The 3,555-nt window shown below is 65.1% G+C and carries 2 protein-coding genes; both read left to right on the top strand.

Annotated features, from left to right (window positions below):
- Positions 1-329: 329 nt before the first annotated feature.
- Positions 330-956 carry an RNA polymerase sigma factor gene (locus tag ABIB25_RS29050; protein WP_354531991.1) on the top strand — a complete coding sequence of 209 codons (627 nt, stop codon included), beginning with the start codon at positions 330-332 and terminating at the stop codon, positions 954-956.
- Positions 953-1,993, top strand: coding sequence for a CU044_5270 family protein (locus ABIB25_RS29045; protein ID WP_354531990.1), 1,041 nt, complete (start codon positions 953-955; stop codon positions 1,991-1,993). The genes ABIB25_RS29050 and ABIB25_RS29045 overlap by 4 nt, the downstream gene beginning before the upstream one ends.
- The last annotated feature ends 1,562 nt before the right edge of the window (positions 1,994-3,555 follow it).

Below are 3,555 nucleotides of genomic sequence, written 5' to 3'. Positions count from 1 at the left end.
CGGTCAGCAGCCGCCAGGTCAGCACTCCCACACCTGTCGCATCCACATCAGCACTGTATGGGCATCTACATCCTCCACCGGCCCGGTCAACGATCGCTGATCGGTCCGCTGGCGGATCGGTGACCCGGTCGGCGATTCGAGCTCGGGTCTCAACCGTCGTCCGCACGCCAAGAACGCGAGATGACCAAATGGTTGCCGCTGTTGTCATGCTTCGCTGACGCCCCCGGTCGTGCAAGGGCCCGCCGTCGGCTATCTGCAACGTTTTTCGGCGGCGCTGTAACAATCGGCGTTGGTCGGCCACTACTGAGCAACGATGCGAGGAGGTGTTGATGCCAGTGGCCGCCGGGCAGGTCCAAACGTTCGAGCGGTTGTTCCATGACCACCACCACGCGGTGCTGGGTTACGCCCTTCGCCGGGTCGATGTCACCGCCGCGCAGGACATCGCCGCCGAAACGTTCTTGATCGCCTGGCGTCGGCGGCTGGACATACCCGCAGCCGCGGAACTGCCATGGCTGCTGGGCGTGACCCGGAATCTGACACGTCAGCATCACCGCGGCGGGTCCCGCGACGACGCGTTGGCCGCCGAACTGACCCGCCTGCAGACGTTCGGTCAGGCAGGCCCCGGCGACCCCGGCCGCGAAGTCAGTGAGCGACTCACCGTGTTGCAAGCACTGGCCGACCTGTCCGACACGGACCGGGAGGTATTGATCCTGACCGCATGGGACCACCTGAGCAACAGGGACGCCGCGAAGGTGCTGGGCTGCTCCGGGGCGACGTTCCGGGTGCGGCTTCATCGCGCCCGCGTCCGCCTCGAGAACGCCCTTCGAGACCTGGATGGCGCTGACCGGCACCTGACCGCGTCGATCGCGCAGCAGCCAGTGCCGCCGTTACAAGCCGCTCCTACCGCACCACTCCGCCGCGACAGTCACCAGCCTGGAAAGAAAGGACCAGCATGAGCGCCCATACTCGCGTGGCCATCAGGAGGCTGGAAGCGCAGGAGCTGCCGACGCCCGCCGTGTGGCAGGCAGCAACGGCACAACAGGACTTGCAGCAAGTCATCGCCGACATCATCAGCAGTGTCGCCGACGACGACCACGAGCGGCTCGCTTCCCCGGTGAGCCCGCCGCCGATCAGGACCGGATCGGGCCGCCGCCGGATCCCGGTGTTGGTCGGCGCTGCGGTGATCGCGGCCGTCACGGTGCTTTCCGTCCTCATTGTTCCGAGCCTTATCAGCGGAGGCACAGCCAGCGCGGTCACCCCGACGCCGCTGTCCTACACAGCTTCCACAGCTATCGGCGACTCCGCGACGTTGCTCACCAAACTGGCCGCCGCCGCCGCCATGCAGCCCCCCGAACCCGGCTCGGGCCCGGATACCTACACAAAGATTCAAAGCTGGGACTTCACAACCAACCAGGATGTCAACGGCAACGTGATCAGCTCCGCCGTGGTGCCGACCGTTCGGGAAACGTGGGCCGCGCCGGACGGATCGGGCCGCGAGATCCGCTCCAACCCCGAACGGACCGGAACAACCAGCCAAGACAATCCGGCGGGTACGCCCGCGCTGTATCAAAATCTACCCGCCGATCCGGCAGCGTTGAAGCAGGTACTGGGCCAAGCGCACCCGGACAGGGATACCTCCGAATGGTTCGTCGCGGTCACCGACGTCTGGGGCGTCGGCCGGCCCGTCCCCGCCGCCACCCAAAGTGGGCTGCTGAAACTTCTAGCCGCTGAACCCGACATCACCGTGCTCGGCACGACGGTCGACCGCGCCGGCCGGACCGGCGTCGCCATCAGCACCGACACCAACGCCGGGTTCCTGCTGCGAAGAATCCTGGTGCTCGACCGGTCCACCGGCAGACTGCTCAGCGCCGAAGAGGTCGCGTTGACCAACAGCTCCCAATTCCCCGTCACAGCACCAGCCACCATCGGCTACACCATGTGGCTTGCTGCGGCGAAGGTACCGACCACAGGATCACGGCCGACCTTGAAGTGACCTCAGTGACGTGTAGACGCTCAATCGAGGCCGTACCCAACCCCGCCATCAGCGGCCCTGATTGGTGACTTCACGCTCGGCGCCGTTCGGCGATCGGTGCGGTGACAGTCGCCTGATGGTCACCCGTCCCGCTCAGCGTTCGACTATCGAAACGGTTGGTGGTTTGCTCATCGCGCTGGTCAGCCCACCACGCGCACGGCTTGAAGCGCGCTACCTGAGTCACGTTCCTCCTGTGCGTTCAACCGTCCGGTCGGTCGTCGGCGTGCTTCAAGGGGTCGTGTTCAACCTTCTGCGGCTCGACGGCCAGCAAGGTTTCAAAGCACTTGGGCATACCCTCGCCCCGCCGACGGCATCAACGGTGTCAGCACAGTTGCGCGAGTGTGAGATTGTCAAGATCGTTCCGGGTTCCGGGGATTGTGGGAGACGTCGCGTGCATCGATTGAGGCGGGTCGGAGAGACCAGCGATGCTGCAGCAGATGTCCTGGATCCGTCGCTGGCCACTGTCCGAGAGGCTGTAGAGCGTTTACCTCCTCGGGGCGAGATGGTGCTGGATGACCCCTCAAACCCGGGCGCGAGGTTCTTTCAGGTGCGGCGCTCTCCGCAAGATGCTGAGTACTGGCAGGTGGAGGTGCGGCTTCCCGGGGATGGTGGACACTTCGTCACCCGTGTGACCTCTACCGATCAGGTGTGCATGGTCTTCGCAGCGTGGGGTGTCAACTCGGCTCGGCTACCTCTGGGCCCGCGATGGGTGCCGTTTGACGGCTCGTCCGTGTACGCGCAGCGGCCGTATGACCTCACAGTTTATCTGGCCGGTCTGAGCGTCACCCCGTTGTGGGATCGGCAGCAGTGGAACCGGTTGGTCCCGCTGCTCGCCCCGGTGTTCGCGGCGTCCGACCGCGGTCGCACCGTGGTCCAGTCCCTGCAGGACGATCTGTCTGCGCAAGCGCATCGTGCGCCGCTGGTCAAGTTTGGGGCCTTGTCCTTCAATGATCGGTCGCACCGAAAGTGGACCCACGAGGTGGCAACAAACCGCAAATTCCGATCTTTGGAGGTGTCGGCGCCTGGAAGCCGAGCCAGTTACCGTCAGGGGACACCGCCGGACGCATTTTTTCGCCGTCCATGCTGCAGATGGCAGTGCCGCGGGTGGTTACCAATTCTGGGTGATGCTCGCGCTGGCCGCGGACCGGCCGCAACCTGGCGCTACGGCTCTGGATCAAGGCCTGACCGCTCTGCTTGACCCGTTGATCGTCGCCCGTAAGCGACGTTCTTGGGGGTTGAGCACGAGGGAAGGCTCGTTCGGAAGCCCGATCGACAGTCTGGTCCCGGTGCGCAACTCGCCGGGACGCTCCGGTGGAGATTTGATCGTAGAAGACCAGCCGATTCTTGGCGTCCGACTTGAGCATTGGCGGGTCGACGGTCAAGGACCGCTGGGCACCCGCAATTTGTCACGCTGACTGTCCGGTCAGGGATGGCCTACCGGAACGGTTTGTGTTGCAGCGCGTCAGCCGTGCTCGGTCGAGCAGGTGCGAGTCTCAGGGCCGGTCGACGCGGTAGATGTAGTG

Origin of the sequence: Nakamurella sp. UYEF19 (genome assembly GCF_040546275.1) — a bacterium.
Taxonomy (GTDB): domain Bacteria; phylum Actinomycetota; class Actinomycetes; order Mycobacteriales; family Nakamurellaceae; genus Nakamurella.
This window is presented reverse-complemented; position numbering and strand designations above follow the sequence as displayed.

Bases quoted from the DNA above. Each gene is read 5' to 3' on its own strand.
- ABIB25_RS29045 (WP_354531990.1), top strand. From the start codon at position 953: ATGAGCGCCCATACTCGCGTGGCCATCAGGAGGCTGGAAGCGCAGGAG.
- ABIB25_RS29050 (WP_354531991.1), top strand. From the start codon at position 330: ATGCCAGTGGCCGCCGGGCAGGTCCAAACGTTCGAGCGGTTGTTCCAT.